At 39.4% G+C, this 23,874-nt stretch carries 28 protein-coding genes, 1 pseudogene and 1 riboswitch; of the genes and pseudogenes, 19 read left to right on the top strand and 10 right to left on the bottom strand.

From position 1 onward, the window contains the following. From BQ5796_RS16840 to BQ5796_RS16830, 3 genes and pseudogenes are all read right to left on the bottom strand, one after another. A partial coding sequence (locus tag BQ5796_RS16840; protein ID WP_071461522.1) for a DUF1672 family protein occupies nucleotides 1-723 on the bottom strand: 723 nt, incomplete at its 3' end. A 268-nt stretch (nucleotides 724-991) separates the two neighbouring features. Beyond that, entirely contained in the window at nucleotides 992-1,936 is a 945-nt protein-coding gene (locus BQ5796_RS16835) for a DUF1672 family protein (protein WP_071461336.1), read from the bottom strand. Nucleotides 1,937-2,163: 227 nt separating this feature from the next. After that, nucleotides 2,164-2,482 (bottom strand): annotated as a pseudogene (locus tag BQ5796_RS16830) (SA1320 family protein); the annotation flags it as partial. 127 nt (nucleotides 2,483-2,609) lie between these two features. Between BQ5796_RS16830 and BQ5796_RS16825 the strand changes: the two are divergent. Continuing rightward, nucleotides 2,610-3,962, top strand: coding sequence for an IS5/IS1182 family transposase (locus BQ5796_RS16825; protein WP_071461520.1), 1,353 nt, complete (start codon nucleotides 2,610-2,612; stop codon nucleotides 3,960-3,962). Nucleotides 3,963-4,043: 81 nt separating this feature from the next. On the opposite strand, the gene BQ5796_RS18220 is transcribed toward BQ5796_RS16825, so the two are convergent. Both BQ5796_RS18220 and BQ5796_RS16820 read right to left on the bottom strand, forming a co-directional pair. Further along, nucleotides 4,044-4,220, bottom strand: coding sequence for a hypothetical protein (locus BQ5796_RS18220; protein WP_159431019.1), 177 nt, complete (start codon nucleotides 4,218-4,220; stop codon nucleotides 4,044-4,046). Between the two features lie 12 nt (nucleotides 4,221-4,232). Then, on the bottom strand, nucleotides 4,233-5,174 hold the full coding sequence (locus tag BQ5796_RS16820; protein WP_071461519.1) for a DUF1672 family protein: 942 nt from the start codon (nucleotides 5,172-5,174) through the stop codon (nucleotides 4,233-4,235). Between the two features lie 389 nt (nucleotides 5,175-5,563). Between BQ5796_RS16820 and BQ5796_RS16815 the strand changes: the two genes are divergently transcribed. Continuing rightward, on the top strand, nucleotides 5,564-6,421 hold the full coding sequence (locus BQ5796_RS16815) for a hypothetical protein (protein WP_071461518.1): 858 nt from the start codon (nucleotides 5,564-5,566) through the stop codon (nucleotides 6,419-6,421). 158 nt (nucleotides 6,422-6,579) lie between these two features. On the opposite strand, the gene BQ5796_RS16810 is transcribed toward BQ5796_RS16815, so the two are convergent. Further along, complete coding sequence (locus tag BQ5796_RS16810) at nucleotides 6,580-7,077, bottom strand: DinB family protein (RefSeq protein WP_159431018.1); 498 nt, start codon at nucleotides 7,075-7,077, stop codon at nucleotides 6,580-6,582. A 391-nt stretch (nucleotides 7,078-7,468) separates the two neighbouring features. Here BQ5796_RS16810 and BQ5796_RS16805 point away from each other — a divergent pair, with 391 nt between their 5' ends. Beyond that, nucleotides 7,469-9,391: an acyltransferase family protein gene (locus tag BQ5796_RS16805; RefSeq protein ID WP_071461516.1), complete on the top strand. Its 1,923-nt coding sequence runs from the start codon at nucleotides 7,469-7,471 to the stop codon at nucleotides 9,389-9,391. 168 nt (nucleotides 9,392-9,559) lie between these two features. Then, nucleotides 9,560-11,014, top strand: a complete 1,455-nt coding sequence (locus BQ5796_RS16800; RefSeq protein ID WP_071461515.1) for a protein adenylyltransferase SelO — start codon at nucleotides 9,560-9,562, stop codon at nucleotides 11,012-11,014. Nucleotides 11,015-11,077: 63 nt separating this feature from the next. Here the strand turns inward: BQ5796_RS16800 and BQ5796_RS16795 are convergent, their stop codons facing one another. The 4 genes from BQ5796_RS16795 to BQ5796_RS16780 all read right to left on the bottom strand — a co-directional run bounded on the left by BQ5796_RS16795 (nucleotide 11,078) and on the right by BQ5796_RS16780 (nucleotide 13,850). After that, nucleotides 11,078-11,887, bottom strand: coding sequence for an alpha/beta fold hydrolase (locus tag BQ5796_RS16795; RefSeq protein WP_234969412.1), 810 nt, complete (start codon nucleotides 11,885-11,887; stop codon nucleotides 11,078-11,080). A 328-nt stretch (nucleotides 11,888-12,215) separates the two neighbouring features. Then, entirely contained in the window at nucleotides 12,216-12,584 is a 369-nt protein-coding gene (locus tag BQ5796_RS16790; protein ID WP_071461514.1) for a DUF805 domain-containing protein, read from the bottom strand. Nucleotides 12,585-12,751: 167 nt separating this feature from the next. Further along, nucleotides 12,752-13,519 carry an HAAS domain-containing protein gene (locus BQ5796_RS16785; protein WP_071461513.1) on the bottom strand — a complete coding sequence of 256 codons (768 nt, stop codon included), beginning with the start codon at nucleotides 13,517-13,519 and terminating at the stop codon, nucleotides 12,752-12,754. A 4-nt stretch (nucleotides 13,520-13,523) separates the two neighbouring features. Further along, nucleotides 13,524-13,850 carry a PadR family transcriptional regulator gene (locus BQ5796_RS16780; RefSeq protein WP_071461512.1) on the bottom strand — a complete coding sequence of 109 codons (327 nt, stop codon included), beginning with the start codon at nucleotides 13,848-13,850 and terminating at the stop codon, nucleotides 13,524-13,526. A 313-nt stretch (nucleotides 13,851-14,163) separates the two neighbouring features. On the opposite strand from BQ5796_RS16780, the gene BQ5796_RS16775 reads away from it, so the two are divergent. The 15 genes from BQ5796_RS16775 to BQ5796_RS16715 all read left to right on the top strand — a co-directional run bounded on the left by BQ5796_RS16775 (nucleotide 14,164) and on the right by BQ5796_RS16715 (nucleotide 23,813). Beyond that, complete coding sequence (locus BQ5796_RS16775) at nucleotides 14,164-14,496, top strand: hypothetical protein (RefSeq protein ID WP_071461511.1); 333 nt, start codon at nucleotides 14,164-14,166, stop codon at nucleotides 14,494-14,496. A gap of 17 nt (nucleotides 14,497-14,513) precedes the next feature. After that, nucleotides 14,514-14,795, top strand: a complete 282-nt coding sequence (locus BQ5796_RS16770; RefSeq protein WP_071461510.1) for a DUF5344 family protein — start codon at nucleotides 14,514-14,516, stop codon at nucleotides 14,793-14,795. Continuing rightward, nucleotides 14,795-15,310 (top strand): T7SS effector LXG polymorphic toxin, encoded by a 516-nt coding sequence (locus BQ5796_RS16765; protein ID WP_071461509.1) that lies wholly within the window; start codon nucleotides 14,795-14,797, stop codon nucleotides 15,308-15,310. The genes BQ5796_RS16770 and BQ5796_RS16765 overlap by 1 nt, the downstream gene beginning before the upstream one ends. Nucleotides 15,311-15,315: 5 nt before the next feature. Continuing rightward, nucleotides 15,316-15,654, top strand: a complete 339-nt coding sequence (locus tag BQ5796_RS16760) for a hypothetical protein (protein ID WP_071461508.1) — start codon at nucleotides 15,316-15,318, stop codon at nucleotides 15,652-15,654. A 302-nt stretch (nucleotides 15,655-15,956) separates the two neighbouring features. After that, nucleotides 15,957-16,106, top strand: coding sequence for a hypothetical protein (locus tag BQ5796_RS18215; RefSeq protein WP_159431017.1), 150 nt, complete (start codon nucleotides 15,957-15,959; stop codon nucleotides 16,104-16,106). 22 nt (nucleotides 16,107-16,128) lie between these two features. Next, nucleotides 16,129-16,863: a hypothetical protein gene (locus BQ5796_RS16755; protein ID WP_071461507.1), complete on the top strand. Its 735-nt coding sequence runs from the start codon at nucleotides 16,129-16,131 to the stop codon at nucleotides 16,861-16,863. Beyond that, entirely contained in the window at nucleotides 16,856-17,125 is a 270-nt protein-coding gene (locus BQ5796_RS16750) for a DUF4176 domain-containing protein (protein ID WP_071461506.1), read from the top strand. The genes BQ5796_RS16755 and BQ5796_RS16750 overlap by 8 nt, the downstream gene beginning before the upstream one ends. A gap of 319 nt (nucleotides 17,126-17,444) precedes the next feature. Continuing rightward, entirely contained in the window at nucleotides 17,445-17,744 is a 300-nt protein-coding gene (locus BQ5796_RS18575) for a DUF6431 domain-containing protein (protein WP_074034066.1), read from the top strand. Nucleotides 17,745-17,791: 47 nt separating this feature from the next. After that, nucleotides 17,792-18,133: a zinc ribbon domain-containing protein YjdM gene (locus tag BQ5796_RS16745; RefSeq protein ID WP_071461505.1), complete on the top strand. Its 342-nt coding sequence runs from the start codon at nucleotides 17,792-17,794 to the stop codon at nucleotides 18,131-18,133. A gap of 226 nt (nucleotides 18,134-18,359) precedes the next feature. Continuing rightward, nucleotides 18,360-18,941: a hypothetical protein gene (locus BQ5796_RS16740; RefSeq protein WP_071461504.1), complete on the top strand. Its 582-nt coding sequence runs from the start codon at nucleotides 18,360-18,362 to the stop codon at nucleotides 18,939-18,941. A 121-nt stretch (nucleotides 18,942-19,062) separates the two neighbouring features. Continuing rightward, the gene (locus BQ5796_RS16735) at nucleotides 19,063-19,692 is read left to right on the top strand and encodes a hypothetical protein (protein WP_071461503.1); all 630 of its coding nucleotides are present in this window, start codon (nucleotides 19,063-19,065) and stop codon (nucleotides 19,690-19,692) included. A 61-nt stretch (nucleotides 19,693-19,753) separates the two neighbouring features. After that, nucleotides 19,754-19,860: riboswitch (TPP riboswitch) on the top strand. A 119-nt stretch (nucleotides 19,861-19,979) separates the two neighbouring features. Then, on the top strand, nucleotides 19,980-21,734 hold the full coding sequence (thiC, locus tag BQ5796_RS16730; protein ID WP_071461502.1) for a phosphomethylpyrimidine synthase ThiC: 1,755 nt from the start codon (nucleotides 19,980-19,982) through the stop codon (nucleotides 21,732-21,734). 543 nt (nucleotides 21,735-22,277) lie between these two features. After that, on the top strand, nucleotides 22,278-22,835 hold the full coding sequence (locus tag BQ5796_RS16725; RefSeq protein WP_071461501.1) for a hypothetical protein: 558 nt from the start codon (nucleotides 22,278-22,280) through the stop codon (nucleotides 22,833-22,835). Between the two features lie 64 nt (nucleotides 22,836-22,899). Continuing rightward, entirely contained in the window at nucleotides 22,900-23,361 is a 462-nt protein-coding gene (locus tag BQ5796_RS16720) for a hypothetical protein (RefSeq protein WP_071461500.1), read from the top strand. Between the two features lie 110 nt (nucleotides 23,362-23,471). Further along, nucleotides 23,472-23,813, top strand: coding sequence for a hypothetical protein (locus BQ5796_RS16715; protein WP_071461499.1), 342 nt, complete (start codon nucleotides 23,472-23,474; stop codon nucleotides 23,811-23,813). Nucleotides 23,814-23,874: the final 61 nt, after the last annotated feature.

The raw sequence follows: 23,874 nt of genomic DNA, 5'->3' as shown, positions 1-23,874 counted from the left end.
ATCTTCAGTTTTAAATTTATTAGAGGTGTAAGCCTTTTTGATTTCATCTTCTGAGATATTGGGGTTTTTTAAGTATTCTTCTAATAATGGCTTAAGAGCATGGTTTCGAATACCTATATAAAAAAAGGGTGTAACATAACCGGTGTATGCGAATTTTTGTGTGAATTCAGGGTTCTCTCCTACAATAGGATATTTTTTTGGAAAATTCGCTGTGAGTTTTTGAAGTTGATCGAACGCTTCTTTGTTTGATATTTGATAAAGGGCTGTTTGCATAGCTCTTTCTACATCTCCAGGTTGCGATCGGACCTTATTATAAAAAACCTTGTTTTCTTTGTCGTTAATAGGAACGATTGCATATGTATGGAAATCAAGTAGACCTTTTGATTTTACAAAAACTGTAGCCGCACCATCTGCACCAATCATATGCTGGACTTCTACTTCTGTTTTGTATTGATCTAGAAAAAACTCTTTGACAGCCTTTTCAATTTCTTCTCTGTTTTTTTTCGCAATCTTTTCTTCTTCCTCTCCGCCCTTCATGCGATAGCCTTCGCCGGTATAATCTTGGACGCTGACGTATCGCTCGTCGGTGTGAGTGTTTTTGCTTGTAGCTTTTGGTTTGTCCTCGTTCTGGTTAGTGTTTGATGTGTCCATATTTAAGCAGCCTGCCATTAATAAAGCAGATCCAATGCTTGCGATTAACAAACGCTTTTTATTTTTTGACATAGGTCCTCCTTGGACATAAATGATGTAGTTTAAATATGAGTAAATACGACCCTTTTATCCAATAATTGTATAAGAAAAGGGATTGATTGTATATTAACATGGTAACTGTCTATGCTTATCAAGCAATAAACAGTAACAAAGGCCTAAACTAATGGCTTTATAAATATGAAGTTGATTGTATAGGATTCATTACTTAATCGAGAAAGTGCAGATTACAGCATAGTGGGATTTTTTTATCAAAACAATCTATATACTTTGATAAACCCGCTTACTCCTTCACTATTAGGTGGTTATAATTTGTATCAAGAGAGCCTTTTTTACTTCCAAGGCCAGAAAGTTTGTTTACATAATTATCGTGCAGATGAATCCTGTAGGATCCATCAGGGATGTTATTAGCGTTTTTAATCTCTTCACTGATTTTGTTAAAAACATTAACATCTGGTTTTGCACTTTTTTCCTTCATGAAAAATTGGATAGAAACAAGAATATCATCAGGTTTCAATTTGATAGAATTATTGTAAATGTTTATAATCTCATTTTTTGTTATAACTGGATTATCTAAGTAGGCTTCTAATAAAGGTTTAAGGGAGTCGTTACGAACATTTAAATAGAAGCAAGGTGTAACATATCCAGTATATGCAAACTTCCGTGTAAGCTCAGGATTCTCTCCAACGATAGGATATTTTTTTGAAAAATCATCTGTAAGTTTTTGAAGATTAGTAAATGCTTCTTCGTTTACTATTTGATAAAGTGCTGATTGTATAGACCTCTCCACAGCTCCGTCTTCTGACCCAACCTTGTTATAAAAAACCTTGTTTTCTTTGTCGTTAATAGGAACGATCGCATATGTATGGAAATTGAGAAGTCCTTTTGATTTTACAAAAACAGTAGCGGCACCATCTGCACCAATCATATGCTGTACTTCAACTTCTGTTTTATATTTATCTAGGAAAAACTCTTTAACAGCCTTTTCAATTTCTTCTCTGTTTTTTTTCGCAATCTTTTCTTCTTCCTCGCCGCCCTTCATACGATAACCTTCACCGGTATAATCTTGAACACTAACGTACCGTTCATCGGTTTGGGTATTATTGCTTGTAGCTTTTGGTTTTTCCTCGTTTTGATTTGTGTTTGATGTGTCCATATTTAAGCAGCCTCCCATTAATAAAGCAGATCCAATGCTTGCGATTAATAATCGTTTTTTATTTTTTGACATAGGTCCTCCTTGGATGGTACATAAATGATGTAGTTTAAATGAGTAAATACGATCCTTTTATCCAATAATTGTATATGAAAAGAGCTGGTTGTATACAAATATGGTGACACTGTTTCCGTATTATTCAGTAATTTAGTGACGCACCATCACTTGCTTTTCCATTGCAGAAGCGAGCAAATCTAACTCGTCCTTATTGATTGATATCAATATCTCAGAAAGCCCCTGTGCAACACATTTAAATGTGGATTCTGTACCCCAACGGCAAGTGACAATCCACCGCCAAGAGAATTGCCCGTAATCGAAGAAATCTCGTATTTTTCCGACATCTCTTTATAATAAGCCCGTGCAGCTTTGATTTGTCTCGGCTCTATAGGACTTAGCAACTGAATATCCGTTAAAATATCCTGATTCCCATATTTACCCGCTGCATCTGTGCCAACGAAGACGATTGTTACTTCCTTTGTGACCTCATTCCTAACTGTCATAGCATCTAAGCCGGTGGGATGTTCATATCGAGTATCCAACAACCGTATATTCAATATTATTGAATCAATTTCATAAATCTGAGCCCTTGTCTATCAAGGTTTTTTAGGCATCAAAAAAGGAGTACCTCCCCAAAATCTCGAATTTGTTAAGTAGGACCAAAACAATAGAGATTGGAGGAAGTCTCCCTATGCCTATTATAAGACAAGGAAGCCTGTTTGGTATACAAGATTTATATGATTTGGAACCTACCCAACGATTCCAAGCTGTTTTTTCTGCGATAAACCTGGATTCTGCTGTTTTTGCCGTTTCAAAAAAATCTTGGCGCGGTGCTCCTGCCGAGCTAAATTACGCTGCAATGATCTGTTCTTTGGTCGCCAGACTGGTGGAGCGCATCCCAACTATTAAGGATCTCGTAAAAAGGTTGAAACATGATCTTATCTTTCGCCTTGAATGTGGATTTCTCGTTTCGGACCAGGTCCCTTCCGAAGCGTCCTATTCCCGTTTAATCGATAGACTTTCGGCATCCAACATATTGGAAAAAGAAAAGGAGTCGCTTCTTCTTCAAGCGATAAAGGAAGGCTTTGTCGACGACGAAAATGTGGCAATCGATGCCTCCCACTTCGAGGCTAGGGATCAGTCACCTGCCGCAGAAAAGAAACCTAAGCCGGAACCTAAAAAGCGCGGTCGCAAAAAGAAAGAAGAAAAAGAAAAGTACGACCAGCAAAAAAGGGAAGAAGAACAGAATAAAACCTTGTACGAAAAGACCATCGCCGATCAGTTGGATGTTTCCCTGGAAGAACTTCGCTCGGAAATGCCAGTTGAACCTGCCTGGGGCATCAAGAAAAACAGCGAAGGGAAAAACGTTTTCTGGTACGGATACAAAGCCCATCTAGCTGTCGGGACAAAAAGCCAGTATATTCTTCAGTCCATCATGAGTTCGGGAAACTTGAATGACGGCAAGGCTGCGATTTCTCTTTTAAAGGGCGTTCAAAAGCTGCCCCTTTCTATTCAGCATGGATGCATGGATGCCGGTTATGATTTCGTTCCGGTTTACCAACAACTTTTCGCGATGAAAGCCCACTCCGTCATCGCCTACAACAAACGCGGCGAGGGCGAGTGGGCCGGCTATGACGAGCATTTTGCCCCTACTTGCGTCAGGGAGCATTCGTATCGTTATGACAGCTATGATAAGAAACACCAATCTCTAAAATACGTCCGGCCAAAAGAGTGTGAAAGCTGCCCTTTGGCGAAGGATTCCTTATGCCAGAAAGTCTATAAAGTCCGTATTAAAACAGACCTCAGACGATATACAGCACCAGCCCGTGGTTCCGAAAAGTGGAAGGCCATTTACGCAGAAAGAACAGCTGTAGAACGAGTAAATGCCTATTTAAAAGAATTCTTCCAGTTGAACAATGTGCGTCATCGGACAGGAAGAAAGGCGAAACTCCATTTTGATTTGGTCACCCTTGTTTACAATGCATCAAAATTGGCTGCCGATCGGATGAACCAACAATTGAGTGGTCAACAAGCAGCTGCTTAATAGAACGTTTGGAAAAGGGTGATTGTTTTCAACCTGTGCAAACAGCTGCTCACATTTACAGAAATCATTTTTAAAAAAGGCTTATTTTCTATCAGGAGTCGTTTTAGCTTTTTTAAAAAGAGCAATTATGAAATTGATTCTATTAACTTCAAATTGAGAATTATCAGGTTTATTCAAATACGCATGGTATCCAGCTAGTTCAACTAAATTGGGATCATTAGTAGATAGTTTATTCGTATCTAAATTTTTTACTGCCATTAAAGCCTCCTCCTATTGTTTAACTATTAAATGGTTAAAATTTGTTTCAAGTGAATTCTCTTTATTCCCAAGGCCTGTTAATTTGTTTACATAATTATCGTGTAGATGAATTCTGTAAGATCCACTAGGGATAGCAGCAGCATTTGTAATTTCATCACTAAGCTGTTTGAAGATTTTGGGATCAGGTTTTTCAGTTTTTTCTTTCATATATAAATGGATTGAAAAAATAATATTTTCAGTCTCGAATTGCTTAGAATTGTAAAGCCTTATAATTTCTTCTTCTGATATATTTGGATTATTTAAATATGTTTCTAATAAAGGCTTAAGAGCATGGTTTCGAATACCTATATAAAAAAAGGGTGTAACATAACCGGTGTATGAGAATTTTTGTGTGAATTCAGGGTTCTCTCCTACAATAGGATATTTTTTTGGAAAATTCGCTGTGAGTTTTTGAAGTTGATCGAACTCTTCTTTGTTTGATATTTGATAAAGGGCTGTTTGCATAGCTCTTTCTACATCTCCAGGTTGCGATCGGACCTTATTATAAAAAACCTTGTTTTCTTTGTCGTTAATAGGAACGATCGCATATGTATGGAAATTAAGAAGTCCTTTTGATTTTACAAAAACGGTGGCGGCACCATTTGCACCAATCATATGCTGGACTTCTACTTCTGTTTTGTATTGATCTAGAAAAAACTCTTTGACAGCCTTTTCAATTTCTTCTCTGTTTTTTTTCGCAATCTTTTCTTCTTCCTCTCCGCCCTTCATGCGATAGCCTTCGCCGGTATAATCTTGGACGCTGACGTATCGCTCGTCGGTGTGAGTGTTTTTGCTTGTAGCTTTTGGTTTGTCCTCGTTCTGGTTAGTGTTTGATGTGTCCATATTTAAGCAGCCTGCCATTAATAAAGCAGATCCAATGCTTGCGATTAACAAACGCTTTTTATTTTTTGACATAGGTCCTCCTTGGACATAAATGATGTAGTTTAAATATGAGTAAATACGACCCTTTTATCCAATAATTGTATAAGAAAAGGGATTGATTGTATATTAACATGGTAACTGTCTATGCTTATCAAGCAATAAACAGTAACAAAGGCCTAAACTAATGGCTTTATAAATATGAAGTTGATTGTATAGGATTCATTACTTAATCGAGAAAGTGCAGATTACAGTAAAGAGGGATTTCATGTAGGTGAAACCTGTAGGATCCAAAATATGAGCAAATGTTTGTTGTATAGAAACAAGATTATGGTTGGTAAGGGAAAATCTATTTAATCTAAAAATGGATTATTTTTCAATTGGGATTTATAATCATATTTAAAGAAATCAAGGGAGGGAGCAGGGTGAATCGGTTCAAAACTTTGGCGTTAGCTGGGGTAATGATTATGCTCCTAATTAGTGCCTCAATTTGGTGGTCGAACTCTAAGAGTGGAGATCCTAATGACCCGCTGAATATGCCTTATGCCTTTGTATACAAGGGTGGAAACGGTGATTTTTACTGGTTTGATATAACAAAGCGAAGTGGGAAGGTGAAGGGGAAGTTCCACCAACTGAATGTGGTTGAAGAGAAATCTTCTATTAAAGAAACAGCGTATCCCGTAACCGGGAAGAAAACCGGGAAGGGATATGAAATCAAGATAAGTTTTAAAGGCAAAAAGCAGAGGAGCGATGTTCATTTTTCCGGTAAGAATCTCTTGGTAAAAGAAAAACAGGGAAAGTTTGAGAGATTATATAGAGCGGTCGACAAAAAAGAGTTTGATAGAGTGATAGAGAATTTTCAAGATGAAGCAAAGAGAGCCAACTATAATGAAGAACAATTTTTCAATCATCACTTAGATACCTTTTTCTCGGAATTAGATCGTACTTTCGGCTATCTGTACGCTCGGAAAAATGAATCGCTTCAGCTGCTTCTTAAAATAGACGAGTGGACACGTGAAGGAGATGTGTCAGGTTCACTCCTTGTGAGTACTCGCAGCGATAACAAAAAACCGTACGAGGAAACGAAATATGAAGTCGTGGGAATAACCGATGGAAGCATACTTCAGCTTTATACGAAAGTAGACGGAAAGGAAACCAGGCTAATCGGGCATTTTCATGGAAATGCTTCCAAATTGGAACTATCTTTTTGGAAGACGAAGCATCGTCTAATTTACCGTGCCGTCACAGAGGAAGAATTCAATAAGATAAAAGCACAGAGATAAAATGGAGGAGCTAAACATCATTCGGACGGGTATGCATATTCCGTTCCAACAAGCTTCTGTTTGTTATACTGCTATAGAAATGCTATCTCAAAATAGTATAAATCAGGAGAGGCAAACCATAAAACACCCCAACTAGCTATGCTGGGGTTTCAAAAAAATTAACCTTCTTCTTGCTCTAGCTCTTGCTTAATCTCCTCAATCTGTTCGAGGTGCCGCTTTTCGTGCCAGCCGATAAATTCAATCCATTGTTTTACGTTCAAGTCGCCGAAGGCCGGGTGGAGAAAGGACCGCTGAAGCATTTTTCCTTTATCCGCCCCTGCTACAAATGCTTCTAATGAGTTTCTAGAAGCGTGCAGTTTTTCTTTCATCTCTGCGAGCGTAATGAATTGTTCAGTAGGTTCAAGAATGGAAGGAGCGGAAATTTTACGCTTTCGATCCGTTGATAGGTGAATTGGCTTTGCGTCAGTGTTCGTTTCCTTATCGCTGGCCATTACTTTCTCCACTTGTTTCAGGACGAACCGCTCAACCAAATTTAGATGTTCAAGTACCTGCATGATGCTCCACTTTTCTGCGGAAGGTTTTACATTCAATTCAGAATCGCTTAACCCCATAACACTTTGCAATATTTCTTCCCGTACTTTATGATTATGTTCCAAATTATTACCTCCCTTTTTCCTCATTATGGCATATGCGGACTTGTCCCTACTATTTTAAAGTTCGCATTCGAGCAGATGTTCTTTTTTCACCGCCTACATAGGCATTTTTTGTTTCCCCTAATGATGCGGAAATTTTCCAGCTTGAGTCAGCATACAATGAAAATAGTAAAATATTTCCTCGCAAAAGTTGAAATTTAGATATTTAAGATTAGTATGCAGAGGGTATTTTCAAATGACTTGTTTTTTAAAAAAACAAGGTGAAATTTTTCTGCAAAAAATGCTACTTTTCTACATGCATTGTCGTCATATAAGAGGTAGACTAGAATTTGTGAGATTTTTATAGCCAGCCGTCCACAAGATGAAGTTGCCTAGATACTGGAGGAATTATTTAATGAAAGGGAAAACCCACAAAACCCGTTATATTGCTGGATTGGATGGCCTTAGAGCCATAGCCGTACTGTCTGTCATTGCCTATCACTTTCATTTCAGCTGGGCCAGTGGAGGATTTTTAGGTGTTGATATTTTTTTCGTGCTTTCAGGCTATTTAATTACTTCGATTATTTTGCCTAATCACGATGATCCATTTTCCTTTAGTTTGAAGCAATTTTGGATTGGACGTATTAGACGCTTGCTTCCTGCCGCCTATATGATGATAGCAACATCGTTCGTCTGGGTCGTTTTGTTTCAGCGAGATATGCTGGAAACAGTCCGCGGCGATACGATTGCCTCCATTTTCTATTCAAGCAACTGGTGGTTTATCTTCCATGAGCTTTCTTATTTTGACAGTATGGGTTCACCTTCGCCGTTGAAAAACCTTTGGTCTCTTGCCATTGAAGAACAGTTTTACGTTATCTGGCCGCTTGTGCTTCTTGGCGGATTTTATATATTGAAGGATCGAAGCAAGTTTGCAGCAGTCGTCCTTGGAGGAGCTGCATGCTCGGCATTATGGATGGCGTTTCTATATGAACCTGGAGCCGACCCGAGCCGGATATACTATGGAACGGATACACGTTCATTTGAATTGCTCATTGGCTGCTGGCTCGCCCTTGTCTGGCCAATGAAGCGCTTGTCGGCCAGAAAAGTGCCGCCGCAGCTGAAAAACTCTTTGAATATAGCGAGCTTCGTATCCTTGCTTATTTTTATCCTTTGTGTTGTTTTTGTCGATGAATACCAAAGCTTCCTTTATCGTGGAGGAATGCTCTTTGTTTGCTTGAATGCCGCCGTCCTCATCGCATGTGTCTGCCATCCGAGCAGCACTCTCGGAAGAATGCTTGCTTGGAAGCCGCTTATGTGGGTTGGCACAAGATCATATGGGATTTATCTCTGGCATTATCCGGTAATCGTGCTTGGGACACCTGTTTATGAAATCGGCCATCCAGTTTTGTGGCGGGTAGCGATTCAACTTGCACTTACATTTGGAATTGCGGAGCTATCCTATCGCTACATCGAAATGCCCATCCGCAAAAAAGGATTTCGTGCATTTTTCCGTCAGCTCAAGCCGTCACTGGAATGGAAGCAAGCTTCAGTTGTCCGCCGTGCAGCTACCGTAACCTTAGCTGCATTTCTCCTAGTATTCACGGCAGGTATTACTGGTGTGGTCAAAGGGGAAGGCAATGACAGGGAAGGTGCCCCGAGCAAGCTGAAAATAAAGAATGCCAGCCCGGACTCATCAGAAGTTGAGACCGCTGGAAGCAATGTTTCTAGGAAGCAAAGTGAGAAGGGAAAATCCGAAAAAAAAGATTCAACACAGGAAATTAAAGACGAGAAAGAGTCTGTCCGTAAGAATAAGAATGCCTCTAAGGAAAATACAAAGCAGGATAAGAAGAAGGGTGTTGCCCTTCCTGCTGCTATGAACAAGGAAATACTGGCAATTGGCGACTCCGTCATGCTAGATGCGGCCCAAAGTCTCTTGAACCGGTTTCCAAACATGACGATTGACGCGGAAGTAGGCAGGCAAGTATCACAGGCTATCGGACTTGCCCCGGACTATGCTTCCTTCAATCAACCTGAAAAAGCGGTCATCATCCAGCTCGGAACAAACGGCTATTTCACTGATGAACAAATGGAAGCATTGCTGGATCATTTTCCGAATGCTGAAATTTACCTTGTCAATACCCGTGTCCCTCGTCCATGGGAGCGAAAAGTCAATGAATCCATTGAGAGGATGGCTGCAAAACACGACCATATCACGCTGGTGGATTGGCACGAAACAGGGATTAATCATCCAGAATATTTCGCTCCGGACGGTGTCCATGTAGGTAAAAAAGGTGCGGAAGCTTTAACTGATTTGATTGTCGAGGCAATGACTAAATAAGAAAGCGTTGGAGCAAGCAGCAGGCAGAAGTGGTCTGCTGCTTTTTTCATCATTCATGGTTCCCTATAGTAAAACGGGTATAATAAATGGAAGTGGAAAATGTTAAATAGGTCAGCATAGGTTGATGTATCTACAATCAATATCAAATGCGAAAAAGGAGCTGGGTTGATGGAGAGCAGTGCGGGGTGGAAGCTGGAAAACAGCTATGTAAAACTGCCGAAAATATTTTTTTCTAATATTAAACCAACACCTGTAGAGTCTCCAGAAATGGTGATTCTAAATGAAGAACTTGCATTATCGCTTGGTTTAAATCCGGATGCGCTTAGGAGTGAAAAAGGTGTTGCCGTCTTTGCGGGGAATGACATTCCGAAAGGCGGGGTTCCGATAGCCCAAGCTTATGCCGGACACCAATTTGGCCATTTTACCATGCTCGGTGATGGCAGGGCAGTATTACTCGGAGAGCAGAAGACAACAGAAGGAGTATTGGTGGACATCCAGCTGAAGGGACCAGGAAGAACACCATACTCCCGTAGAGGAGACGGCAGGGCTGCGCTTGGACCGATGCTGCGCGAGTATATCATCAGCGAGGCAATGCACGCGCTCGGAATACCGACGACGAGGAGCTTAGCGGTGGTAACGACAGGGGAAGCTGTCATTCGTGAGCGAAAGCTACCAGGAGCGGTCCTCACTAGGGTAGCTGCAAGCCATCTTCGTGTTGGTACGTTTCAGTTTGCTGCCAATTGGGGAGACATTGACAAGTTAAGGGCGCTTACCGACTTTGCTTTAGAGCGCCATTATCCGCGAGTTGAGAGGAATGAGAACCGCTACTTGCAGCTCCTCCGTGAAGTAATCGATCGTCAAGCTGAACTCATTGCCAAATGGCAGCTTGTTGGTTTCGTCCATGGGGTGATGAATACGGACAACATGACGATCAGCGGAGAAACGATTGATTATGGACCTTGCGCTTTCATGGATCAATATGACCCTGCAACGGTTTTCAGCTCGATAGATCGGGAAGGCCGCTATGCTTACGGCAACCAGCCTGTAATCGGCGGCTGGAACCTTGCCCGTTTTGCTGAAAGCTTGTTGCCATTGCTCCACAAAGAGGAAGAAGAAGCAGTGAAAATTGCCCAGGCAGAAATCTCTCGTTACATGGAAAGATTCCGCAGCTATTGGCTGAAGGGGATGAGGGAGAAGCTAGGGATATTTAATGAGGAAAAAGAAGATATAGCATTGGTGGAAAATCTTCTTGAATTGATGCATAAGTATAAGGCGGATTACACGAACACGTTTGTCGCATTGACTTTTCAAAAGGCGAAACATACGACGCTGTTTCAAAGTGAAGATTTCGCTAAATGGCAAGGCGAATGGCATGCGAGACTTGATAGGCAGAAGGAGTCGAAAGCAGATTCGGAAAAGCTCATGCAGCTCAGCAACCCTGCGGTTATTCCGCGTAATCACAGAGTGGAAGAGACGCTAGAAGCAGCGGAGCGCGGCGACTACAGTGTAATGGAGAGATTGCTGCAAGTGTTGCGTAACCCATACGAGCATGCTCCAGAGCAAGCAGCATACACAACGGTGCCAGAATGCTCCTCACCTTATCGCACTTACTGCGGAACATGAAGAGCCATACAAAGAGGGAAACCCCGCTATCGGGGTTTCCCTTTTAGTGTGCAAGTGAAGATATTAACCGTTGATTGCTTCATTGAGGCGATTGTCCTGTTCCTTAATGAAAGCAATGGAAATGTCGTTGAATTCCTTGTCTTTTTCAATATTACAGACATGGCCGGTATTGGAGAGAATGCTCAATGATATATTTTTATCGCCGCCATAACGTTTTTTGATGTAAGGCAAAAACATATAATCTTCACTACCCATGATATAGATGGAGGGAACTGGATGCTGTTCTTTTTCATGAGTGAAGAGCTTGTTTACTTCCATATGAAGAACACGGTACCAGCAGAAGAATTCGCGCTGTCCTAGTTTGATAGCTTCTCTGATGAAGGTTTTTCGCGCCTCAGCATGGTGTTCTTTTGGCATGAGAATCCAAGCAACGAGCCGGTATACCCACATATATGGGATGAAGTGCTTGATTCCTTCTACAAGCTTTGCGAGCAGAACAAGCGGCGGATGGATGCGTTCGACGGAACCTCCAAGGACCATTGAAGCTACTCTTTCAGGGGAGAAGCGAGCAATATACCGAATAACCAGCGTACCGAGGGAAACTCCGACAAAATGAGCTTGCTTGATCCCAAGGTGATCAAGAAGGTCGGTGACTCGATCGGCAATCGCTTCAAACGATTGATGCTCCATATCCTTGAGACCAGTTTTATTTCCTCCGTGGCCAGGCAAATCGACAAGAAGGAGATTAAAGTGCTTCCGGTATTCTTTAATTTGTTTGAACCAAATGGACGAACTTCCGCCAATTCCATGAACCAAAACCACCCATTCTTTAGAGGCAGAATGGGAAAATATTTTATGATGTAGGATTTCCAAAGCTAGCTCCTTTATAAATAGAAATATTAGGACCATTATACCGGTTTTTACGCTACGTCACCACTATGGGAATAGAGGTAATGAATAGTATTTATTTTATGATGGTATTTGCAGCTCGTACAGAATAATAATATTTGTATATTTGAATCATGGCGGCTTTTTGGCGGGGAAAGGAAGATGCGGATTCTATTTTTGTAAAAAAATACAGCTGCTGTAAAAATCAAAAATTCTATTGCTTCTTTAATAAAACAAGCAAATGAGTAAAATAAACCTATTTTCTTTATCTTTTTCAATATGAAAAGCGCTCCGGATGGAACGCCTTTAGCAGTTATGCAGCAGATGATTGGTTTTCTTTAGGGTTCGGACCATACTTATTGTCGCCAGGCTGGCTGTCAGTACAAGTAGACACGAGCAAGAAGATCGTTCCGACAATAGGTATGTAATACGTTAGTAAGAACCACCCGCTTTTGCCTATATCGTGCAACCTTCGAACATTAACGGCAAAGACTGGTATAAGGGTACCGAGAAAGTAAATACCAAAAATAACATAAGAAATAGTGGTATCTGTAATATCTGCTACAGTAGCTAGCAAAGCTAAAAAAATCATGTAGAACAAATAAAACATCCAGTACTCTTTACGACGCGCACGGCCCTTAAAGTTAGCATAATTCTTAAAACCTTTTATAAACCATTCCATGCTACCTCCTCCTTTCGCATTAATTTATGTCCAAAATGAGACAATATGAATACATAATGGAAAAGGTGCCAACTTTGATGGAAGATTAGCCGATTGTATCCACAAATTCAAAGAAGCTTGGTACTTCTAACTCTTGACGGCCTTTTCATGGTGATATATTTGAAAATTTACTGTTCAGTTAACTTTTTATCTTTGCTTTTCTCCAACTTCAAAACGGTGAGGGCATAAGCAGCAAAGCAAACTGGGGGAATAATTCCGCTTAAAATTATTTTTGTGCTCTCTTCAAGACTGAATTTATTTATAATAAATTCTGGCAAGAATAAAATTATCGGAAGAATAATAGATACCCATGTTTTGCTCCAAATCGCAATTCCAACGAAAACTACAATTGAAAAAACAATTGCAATAAAATTTCCAATAACCCCAAACTGAATAGTTGGTGTATCATAAAATCTATCCAGAAAGATTAGTGCAATAAATAAAGGCAATGGAGTAGAACCAACGATTCCAAACAATAACCACTCTTTGGTTTTTGTGATTTTGTTGCTTGCAACATATTTAAATAAAACAGATGTAAGTAATAAAGAAAGTAAGAAGATAAATGGATAACCAATCATATCAATTAATGAGTATTCCAATTCTCCCCGTATGGCATCTCCCATTAAAATATATGAAAATGCACCTATAACGATAATCTGTATATATTTTAACAAACCCTTAATATCAACAGGCATTTCATTTGCTATTTGTTCCATGTACTCTTTAGGACTTTTACCAATTATATCTTCAACGTTCTTCCCGTTCTGTTCAGCTTCAGATAAATGATCTTCTAATTCGCCAATTATTTCTTCTATTTCCTTTTCCTTTTTACCACTTGAAATTAAATAAAACCTTAAATTTTCTAAAAACTCTCGGCTTTCACTTGAAATTTCCATAACATTAACCTTCCTCTCCCAATAAATTATTTACACTGTTAGCGATATCACTCCAACGCTCTCTGAACGCTTCTAATTCCTCTTTTCCTTTAGCTGTTAAGGAATAATATTTTCTCTTTGGACCTCCCGAAGGAAGTTCTTTTTGGCTTGTCGTGACAAGCCCCTCTTTTTTCATACGAAGTAATAAAGGATATATACTGCCTTCGCTTACCATTGTAAAACCATAGCCATTTAATTTTTCCATCATTTCATAACCATAGGTTTCTCCTTTAGCAATAATTGATAGAAGACAGCCCTCTAAAATTCCTTTTAGTATCTGACTGGAAGACATATAATCCCTCCTTTACGACAACTAACTTGTAATACAATATAGTTCTGCGGAAAAAATGTATTGCAACTACTTTGCAATACAAGTTAGTTAAAACTTAACATAATACAAACTTTCGTTCAAGGTATTTTTTAAATTTTTAATACCAATAATCTTTGTGGGGATTGCCTCCGATAGCAATTATCTAATGCTTTTATCATGTGCTATTTGGCTTAATTTTATCTTGTAGGCTTTATGATAAGGGAAAATGAAATACACCTGTGATTTAATGGAACAATAGGGAATTATAACTATTTATTATAGGTAGGTGCATCGAATGTTATTTGGTCCATCGGTTGAATCTTTAAGGAGCGATTTAAGGAAAAAGGAAGCGGATCTTGAAAAAATGAAACATGTGCTTGGTGAATTAGTAGAGATATATAATCTGCTCATAAATCATATTCCTACACCACCAACGTTAGGATCAAATACTTGGAAAGGCAAGTTTGCGAGCGATTATATACAATTTGGTTATAGTTATCTAACTAAAAATTATTATTCTGTACTTGAAGGTGCAGGAATGAGAATTGATATTTTAAGAAAAAAAATGAATAAAGTGATTGAAGAGATCAATTCATTATTAGCAGATATTGAAAACGCTAAATCTTAAAATATGTGGAGGAAAAAATGGGTAAACAAATTAGTATTAATTATCAGGCGGTGGAAGAAGCATTAAATACGTTAGCTGCATCCATTACTGCTCTTGAAACTAAAGCAGTTGATTTTGAAGGGGAGAAGGGTTTAACTACTATTCATAAGATTTTAGATATTAATGTAAAATTAGCATCTATAGCCGGAGAATATCAAAAACTACTAGAAATGAATGTCTCTGCTACTCGAGAGGCAATTAAATCAATGAAAACAACGGATGAAGATATTGCGCAAAAAGTTAGAAAGGAACATGGTTAATGAAAATACTTGATGTTGCATCTCTAGTTACTTTAATTGAAGGGACAATCACAAAAGTAAATAACCAAGAGGAAGCTGTCGAGAAAATCTATCAGAATATGCAGAAACTAGTAGGTTTAGATAGGGAGTTTAGCGGTAAAGGTGCTGAATCTATTAAATCCTTTTTTAAAGAAAGTCATATGCCCTTTTTAAAATACTATGATAAATTGTTAGGCAATTATCGTAGAGTTTTAAATGGTGTATTAGACGCATATCCAGAAGTAGAACCCCAAAAGGACGGGGTTGTTAGAGAGGAATTCTTAGAACTAGAGAGGGAACAACTTAAAACGCAGAAGACTAAAGTTATAAATTTAATAGATGATTTTAATGAGCAACTAGCAAAAATAAGAGATAACGAAGAAATATCTAAAGTCAGTGACGATAACTATGTAGAGACAATAAAAGATCTTAGACATGGACTCAAAGAGAATAAAGAGAAACTACATAATTTGATGAAGACCAAAAAAAGGACTTAAAGGATGTGGCGCAAGAAGCCCAACTTTTGATAACCTTTATAAGAAACCTCCAAGGCAGGTTTAAAAGCGGTCAAATATCCGTGGGTAACTTCCAAAGCTCAAAGTTGCATAATATGGATAGTTTTAAGAAGATGGATAAAGAGATGAGTAAGGTGGATCTTGAAAATATAGATGCTTTTGGTGCTAAATTTGATGCGTTTGCGCCTGTTTCCTCCGGAGGTAATGGATTTGGTTTTGGTTCAGAAATAGTGGGTCTTGCTGAAACAGCGTACAAGGTAAATAAACATGGGGTAAGCATTGAAAGGCGAGGTAAAAAATTCCATGTTAAAAACGGAAAAAAATAGGAATTAAAGCATCTACTTATCATGTAAATGACGTTAAAGCACAAGCGAAAAAAGGGCATAATACTAATTTAACTAAATTTGTTAGTGTAAAAGGGGCCAGTAAAGCGGCTTTAAAGAGCAAGGCTGGATGGCTAGGAGTAGGCATTACAACCACGGAGAATATAGTTAAAAACTCGAAAGCAAATGCATCTAGTCAAAAAATTATTGGTGATGCTGCTGTAGACATCGGTTTAGGAGTAGTAACTTTAGTAGGTGGAGCTGCAGTAATTGCTGCTGTGGGTAGTTTTGGAGCACCAATTTTATTGGCTACAGGAGCTGGTGTACTTGCTTCAACTCTAATCACGTATGCGTTCGAAGGAATTAAAGTAGGTAAGAACGAAACAAACTTTACAGATGGTATAAAAGGTGGCGTACAAAAAGGGATTAAAACAGTTGCCGGTTGGTTTAAGTGAACTCCAGATAGGATGTGCAAGGATGATACAGTTACCGCAGAATTTAAAACGTAAACAGTTGCCAGGACATATACTCTTCCAATTGGAACCTTTAAGCTACGACGATCATAAGATGCAGATTTCAATGGTAACCTTTTTTCTAATAGACGCATTGCTTATTGCACCATTATTTGTAATATGGGTTAATTGGGCTTCTTTTATAACTTTACCAATGATGATAATAATTAATATTTGGGCTATTGCTTTGTTGTTTAGAAAGTCTATTAATATTGAGATAGAAACCATTCTTTTTGTATGTTATGCAGGCCTAGTTGGTTCCATTTGTTATTTCGTCGCTGGGTTGAAACAAATATATCTCTTAGGTATGGATTCCTTAGGTTTCTATTTAGCCATGGCAGCTATATATTTAGTTGCTACATGTTTATTTGTCTTCCATCAGTTTAAAAAATATTCCCTTGGTTCCAATTTTAAACAGAAGGAAACACCTGCTTGGCATTATGCTGTTGCAAGTATCGCAATACCCGCAGGTTACATTGCTTCTAAATATCTCATGAGATTATCCGAATCTATTATTTCTTTAAGTATAACGGTCGTTTTATTGTTAAGTTCATATGGTTTTATGTGGCTTTTCGCAAAGTACTTCCACAAATACTTTTTTATAAAAAAGAACATTCAGTATGTGAAGCTTGCGAATAAGGAAGTTAAGGATAAATTGATGCATGAATTGGCTAAAAAAGGAGTAAAAAATAATGAATAATAATTTATTACCGAATGGTTCGATTGTTTTGTTAGAGGGTGGAAATGCTAAGCTTATGATTTACGGAAGAAAACAAATTTTAGTAACCGAAGACGAGAATAATGGAATGATGTATGATTACTTGGCTGTACCTTATCCGCAAGGGTTCATTGCTCCTGAACACACGTATGTATTTAACCATAAGAATATTGCTGAAGTTGTTTTTGAGGGATTCTCTGATGAGGACGAGGAAGAGTTTCAACAGATTTTGCAGCAAGCCTAATATTCTATAAAAATATTGAGTTCAAGAGAGCAGGAGAGGATTTTCTTGCTCTCTTTGTTTGTTATGTGTAGGTCTGCTATGCATGCAGATGTTGCTTTGACAGAGTCAGTGAGTATGAGTCTGTTTGTGCAAACAGATTTGCATCATTGCGACCGTTAAAGACGTCTCCTGTATAACTGCTCCAACAGTTATACAGGAGACGTCCCACAAAAAAACATATGATTATTGTATCAGATTATAAGCTGATTAAAAAACATTCTTACTGGAGTTTTTAGTTAGGGGTGCGGGGAGGACTCCTTCCCCATGTTGTGGTAAAGACATGTTGGTTATAGGAACTAAGGATCGAACAGCCATGGACCATTCAGGACTGAGTAAGATTTATAACATCCGGAGGCTTAGATGCACGAATTGCCGAAACATCCATCATGATCAGGACCAGTCAGGGAAACATCCCCCTGGATTTCACGTCCGGAAGTTCAGGGACTGCACTTCAAAATGCTTCCCTTTTATTTTGGACAATGATTCCGTCAGATCCAGGACAATTAACACCGTCAAACATCGGACATACCGGGACGTCATTAACACTAGAGAAATGATTAAGGCAATTTCTAAAATGTAAAGTTTCGGCTATAATATGTCTATCAAAGAAAGAATGGAGAATGAATAATGTCGAATGTTCCTGATTGTCCAAAGTGCAAGTCGCAATACACGTATGAGGACGGCGCTATTTTTGTCTGTCCTGAATGTGCTCATGAATGGAGCGCGGAAAGCGAAGGTAGCACAGAAACAGACGAAAAAATCGTGAAAGATGCGAATGGGAATATCCTTCAGGATGGCGATGCAGTTACGGTTATCAAGGATTTGAAGGTGAAAGGGACTTCTTCTGTCATCAAGATTGGAACGAAAGTAAAGAGCATCCGCCTTGTGGAAGGTGACCATGATATCGATTGTAAAATCGACGGTTTTGGCGCAATGAAGCTGAAATCGGAATTTGTTAAAAAAGCGTAAGGTAGGGCAAATTGCCTTTCCTACGCTTTTTATTTTGTTAATAAAGGCCGACTTGTAAATCGCGATAGCATCATTACAACCTTCGACAATTTCCCCGGAAATACTTCTTTATGAAAAAAACTGCTTGAAAACAACCTGTTATAAAATTTCCCAGTTATGTATTTTCCTTGTTATAATGTCTTTGGGGATATTTTCCTTACAAGAACGACAAAGGGGAAACAAGAAGATGAAAAAGAAAATTGCCATGCTGCTGACTGCCATGCTGCTTATTGTTGGCTGCAACGAGAAAGAAGCAACCGCTCCAAAGAAGCCTGATGCAGAGAAAGAGGTAGAGGAAAAAGAAGAAACAGTATCAGTTAACGTGTCCAATCAGACCGCGATTGTAAGGTTTATCAATGAGGATATTGCGAAAATTTCTAAGTATGAAGAAGAAGCATTTACCGAGCTTGCTGCTGTTTCAGGTTCAAACTTTAAAAATGATGAAGAGTTGCATCGTGTGCTGACCAATACTGCTTTGCCAGCTTATAAAAAGGCATTTGATGAGATACAGACGTTGGAGGCACCGATAAAAGAGCTCGAATTCCCTCTTGTGAAAATCAAGGAGGCAGCTGAGGTATTCTATGATGCGCTTCTCCTCCAAAAAGAAGCGCTTGAAAAAAAGGATTCCATCCTTATTCGTAAAGCGAACGAAAAATCCTTGGAATATAATAAACTAATAGAAGAGTACCATAAAGAAATGGCCAGTATTATGAAAAAATATAAGATTGATTATGAGCCGACTGTTTATGGTCACGACGAGAGCATCTGACAAGCCGGTTTTTTCCTGTATCCTATTAGGGCTCTTCCTTCTTTGACGAAAAATCCACTCTCTGCATACTGTAAAATCGATTCCCTTTTGGGGAAATACGGTTTGAGAGGGCTGGATAATCGTGAAGAAAATAATGTTCTGTGTTGCTGCTGTATTTTTACTGCTCGGAGGCTGCGGCAAAGAGGAAACTGCTGCACCAACAAAGGAAAAAGAAACGGAGAAACTTAATGCAGAAGAAAAGAAGCAGGAAAAGAACATAGAAAGAGAAAAGCCGTTGGAAGAAGAGAAGAAAGATGCATCAAAAACAACAGAATATGAAAAGCAGGAAATGCTTATGAAATTTGTCAATGAGGATATTGCCAGGATCAGTTACTATGAAGAAAAGGCGAACGCCGCACTTTCAACTGTTTCAGGTGCAAATTATACAGGGGACGAAAAGTTATATGATGTGCTCATTAACGAAGTTCTTCCTGCTTACAAGAAAGCAGTAGCAGGGGCCGTGGCGCTCGAACCAGAAATGGAGGAGCTTAAGCCAATCACAGACTTAGTAGTTGAAGCGACCGGAACTTATTACGAGGCATTGCTGTTGGAGAAGGAGGCACTTGAGAAACAGGACATTCTCCTTATTGAGGAAGCGAATGCGAAAGCGGCAGAGTACGAGCAGATGATTAGCGAATATCACAGTCAAATGAAAGAGCTAAGTGAGAAGTACAATGTGATTTACGAAGCAGAAGGAATGGATATTATCTGACTTTACACTTTATTTATATAGGAAACTATGCTATTTTAAATGTAATGCTGAATAGTTTTTAAAGCTCTACTAGGGGTGTCCGTGAGAGGACTGAGAGAAGATGGCATTCTTCGACCCTTTGAACCTGATCTGGATGATACCAGCGTAGGGAAGTAGGAAAGACGGCGCTATATTTTTTGTGCGTTTCTACTTTTTGGTGAATCGGGTTCTGTGAAAACAGGACCTTTTTTATTTGCGCTGATTCCCGGTCGGTTCTGATCCCATTTTTCCGAGGAGGATGTTAGTACATGGAGACAGGAACAAATGTGAAAATCGAATTGAAGTCACAATTGCCAGGAAGCAGGAAGGTATACGTCGAAGGAAGCAAGCCGGATATCAGAGTTCCGATGAGGGAGATTGGTCTCTCAAAGACAGAAGTATCCTATGGTACGGAGGAGAACGCGCCTGTCAGAGTATACGATACAAGCGGACCTTATACTGATGAAAATTATGAAGTTGATATCCGAAAAGGACTGCCGCTTCTACGTAAAGGATGGATTGAAGAGCGCGGTGATGTTGAGGAATATGAAGGAAGAGAAATCAAGCCGGAGGATAACGGGTACGCAAAGGAGGACGGACGTGCTAATCTTGAGTGGTTTCCTAACACTAATACAAGACCGCTCCGAGCCAAGCCAGGGCGTATTGTTACCCAGATGCATTATGCGAAAAAAGGCATTATTACACCGGAAATGGAGTTTGTCGCGATTCGGGAGAAAATGGATCCTGATTTTGTCAGGCAAGAGGTTGCAAGCGGCCGAGCCATCATTCCAGCAAACATCAATCATCCGGAAAGTGAACCAATGATTATCGGCCGGAATTTCCATGTGAAAATCAATGCAAATATTGGGAATTCTGCTGTGACATCTTCCATTGAGCAGGAAGTGGAAAAGATGACATGGGCTACGAGATGGGGGACGGATACAATTATGGATCTGTCCACCGGAAAAAACATCCACACGACTAGAGAATGGATTATCCGAAACTCACCAGTGCCAGTTGGGACTGTTCCAATTTACCAGGCGCTAGAAAAAGTAAATGGCATTGCGGAGGATCTAACATGGGAAGTATACCGCGACACGCTTATTGAGCAGGCAGAACAAGGGGTCGACTACTTCACCATTCATGCAGGCGTACTGCTTCGATATATTCCAATGACTGTTAACAGGATGACAGGAATCGTCTCAAGGGGTGGCTCTATTATGGCGCAATGGTGCCTTGCCCATCATCAGGAAAACTTCCTCTATACGCATTTTGAAGAGATTTGCGAAATATTAAAGCAATACGACATTTCCGTCTCACTGGGAGATGGATTGCGCCCTGGTTCCATCGCAGATGCGAATGATGAGGCGCAGTTTGCTGAGCTAGAAACCCTTGGAGAACTGACGGACATTGCATGGAAGCATGATGTTCAAGTGATGATTGAAGGTCCTGGCCATGTTCCAATGCATAAAATTAAAGAGAACATGGACAAACAGTTGGAAATTTGCAAAGAAGCGCCTTTTTATACGCTTGGACCGCTTACAACAGACATCGCACCAGGGTACGACCATATCACCTCCGCGATTGGTGCAGCGATGATCGGCTGGTACGGGACTGCGATGCTGTGCTATGTTACGCCAAAAGAACACCTTGGCTTGCCGAACAAAGAGGATGTCCGCGAGGGAGTTATTACTTATAAAATCGCAGCGCATGCCGCAGATCTCGCCAAAGGTCACCCTGGTGCTCAGGAAAGAGACGATGCCCTGTCCAAAGCTCGTTTCGAATTCCGCTGGCGTGACCAGTTCCATCTTTCACTAGACCCGGAACGTGCGCAGGATTACCATGACGAAACCCTTCCAGCAGAAGGAGCAAAAGTAGCCCACTTCTGTTCTATGTGCGGTCCGAAATTCTGTTCGATGAGAATTTCCCACGACATCCGTGGCATGGCAGATACCGAAAAGGAAGAAGGAATGAAGGAAAAGGCAAGAGAATTTGTCGAGAAAGGGTCTAGGATTTATCAGTGATTTGATAGTGAACTAGAAAACGAGATCTACCTTTTGAGTAGGTCTCGTTTTTTTGGTAAATCGTGCTGCTCTAGCTTGGTCACGCCCCATTTTATGCTGAAAATCTTAAAAAATTATCATTTTGATTCGTTTTTTGTTAGAAAAGAAGAGTTTTTGTGGAAGAAGAGCAGGGTTTTGTAATGGTTTGTGCTTATGTAACCGATTACACATTAGCTGAAAGCTGCTGCAAAGAAGGTTATCTACGGTAACGGTGCATTTATCTACGGTAAACAGTAATTTATCTACGGTAATCCCCTAAGTATCTACGGTAAACAGTAATTTATCTACAGTTGATTCCTCGTTTTACCAATTCATTTTAAAAAAGCAAAATGAATCAGCTTTTACTTGTAAAATTTCCTGATGCTGGGTATAAACTCCTGGAAGAGAGAGCTAGATAAATCCACCTATTTTATCATTATTCTGAAAATCGTTCATGTTAAAATAGAAATATTGGAAATTACTGCAAAACGAGTTAGATTATTCGAGCGAAACGGAGGAGAAGCAATGAATAAAACATGGGTTGCCGCTGCTGCTTTAGGTTTGCTTTTAACAGGATGCGGATCGGATGAAGAGAGAGCTTCAAAGACAGCAAAAGAGGAAAATGCACCAAAAGAAGAAGTTAAAAAGCAAGAAGCTCCTGTGAAAACTGCGGGTGAAACGAAAGAGGAAAACCCTGAAGCTGTAGGAAACGTTGATAGCAAAGTAGTTGCAGCAATTGAGAAGGACCTTCTTGAAAACATGAAGTATGCGGAAGAGGAAAATATCGAAAAGTATTTAGACACGCTACTCATCTCTGAGCAAGAAAAGGAACTGACAACACAACAGATGGAGCCGCTCTTCCAAAGCACAGATTTGGATTACAATCTTGAATCTATCAAGGTGCTTGAAGCTGCTGATGATATGGCAAAGGTAGAAGCAGTTCAAACAACTGTAGCAAAAAAAGTGGAAGGCAACGGCCAATTCAAAAACAACCGTGTCAGTGCGATCCATACGATGAAGCTGGATAACGGCATGTGGAAAACCGCAGCCACAGAAATCAAGAACGTAGAGTATATGGAATAGAGTATTACACTCGTAACCAAGAGGGCGAATTGCCCTCTTTTTGCTGGTGTTAGGAGGAAGAAGAATGTTCTTTAGGAAAAAGAAGCCGGAGAAAGTAATGGATTGGTATTGTGTTGGTATTTATTATCCGGATGATACAGATGAGGACGACGATGAAAACGATGAAAGATCAGATATGTTAATGGATATTGGCAATGTTGGTGTTGTTACAAACATGTCTATTTGCAGATTGCATGGAGAAGATGGAGTAGCACTAAAAAAGATTGTGCCGGAGCTATACTACGATAGGACGAGCTATGTGGTGTTAAAAATTGATTCTGAAAGAATAGCTGAAGCAACAAAGAAAATGGAGAACGAAAAAAAGTGGAAGAAGTTTTTCGATTTAATTTCGTTAAGTGAATACCTCGATGTCGAGCACGATGCCATGTATGATTTTGATTATTTACTATTGTACACGGATGATCTCCAGGAGGTTATTGAATTTCTAAGTTTAGAAAAACAAAAAAACAACATGATTATAGGTTAAAGTATCTAATATGTTAAATAGATAAATAATCCATAATTACCATTTTTCCATATTTTACACATGATATAATTAGATTGTTAAATTTTTAGTACTGATTATGGGGTGAAGAATTGTCTATACCTTACTATTATAGTGTCTTAAATAAGAGTCAAAGTGAAAAAATAGCTCTACAAAAGGCAAAAATTAAACTGCAATCAATTAAACAAGAAGTCTCAAATTATAAATCAACTATATTGGTTCCTGCTATAGAAGATGGTTGGCGAGGATCTCTTGCAGAAAAATGGGAAAAGAATAGGCGTGAGGATACACTTTCATGCATCGAATCTCTAGAGTCCAATGAATTAACTACTATAATTAATGAAATAAATAATAAAATTCTTGTCTTAGAATCCGAGATTTCTTCAGTCCAAAAGACAATAACCACGCTAAAAAATGAACAGGCAAAGGGTTAAATTTTTTCTGACTGTCTAATAATCAAAGTTGAATGGATGAAAGTATACAATATAAAAGGGA

This window comes from Bacillus massilinigeriensis (assembly GCF_900111815.1).
Lineage (GTDB): Bacteria > Bacillota > Bacilli > Bacillales > Cytobacillaceae > Mesobacillus_C > Mesobacillus_C mediterraneensis.
The sequence above is the reverse complement of the archived record's forward strand: the minus strand, read 5'-3'. Positions and strand labels throughout refer to the sequence as shown.